At 71.6% G+C, this 578-nt stretch carries 1 protein-coding gene and 1 pseudogene; one reads left to right on the plus strand and one right to left on the minus strand.

Features of this window, described 5'->3' with window-relative positions:
- Positions 1-205: pseudogene (locus ACI3KW_RS23225) on the plus strand (RNA-binding S4 domain-containing protein); the annotation flags it as partial.
- A gap of 13 nt (positions 206-218) precedes the next feature.
- Here ACI3KW_RS23225 and ACI3KW_RS23230 read toward each other — a convergent pair.
- Positions 219-578: NYN domain-containing protein (locus ACI3KW_RS23230; RefSeq protein WP_404850058.1), on the minus strand; the 360-nt coding region annotated here is incomplete at its 5' end.

A 578-nucleotide genomic window follows, 5' to 3' on the forward strand; every position in this document is an offset into this window, starting at 1 on the left:
GTTCGACCGCATCCTCATCGTCCGCCAGATCCTGGTCAAACGCGTGGGCGCACCAGTTGCCGCCCTCGCCTACGAAGACCGCACACCCGAGCGCGAACCCCAGGCGGCACTCGGCCTGCGAGATCGCGGTGCCGGGCGACCGACCAAGCGCGAACGCCGCGAGATCGACAAGTTGCGCGGACGCGACGACGACCCCTTCGACTGACCCGGTTGCGCCCTCAGCGCCCGATCGTGTTCAGCAGTGCGCGCGCCGACAGAATCCGGGCGCCAGCCGCTTCCGCCCGCGACTGCAACGCCCGATCGCTCGTCACCACGGTGACCGCTCGCCCCAGCGACGTCAGCCGCACCGCCTCGTCGACGATCGCGTCGTCGCCCCCGGCATCCGCCCTGACCACGACGATCTCGTCGTCGTCTGCCAGCGACCGCGCCTGACCCTCGACCACGAGTGAGACCTGCGGGAACCACGTCGTCGCGTCGAGCCCGAGATCATCCGCCGGCGCCGCCAGCCCGGCCAGCCGATCCCTCAGACGACCCGCCGCAGCCGCGCGGTCCTTCCACCATCCGTCGGGCACCGAGCC

The organism is Devosia sp. ZW T5_3 (assembly GCF_044987315.1).
GTDB lineage: Bacteria > Pseudomonadota > Alphaproteobacteria > Rhizobiales > Devosiaceae > Devosia.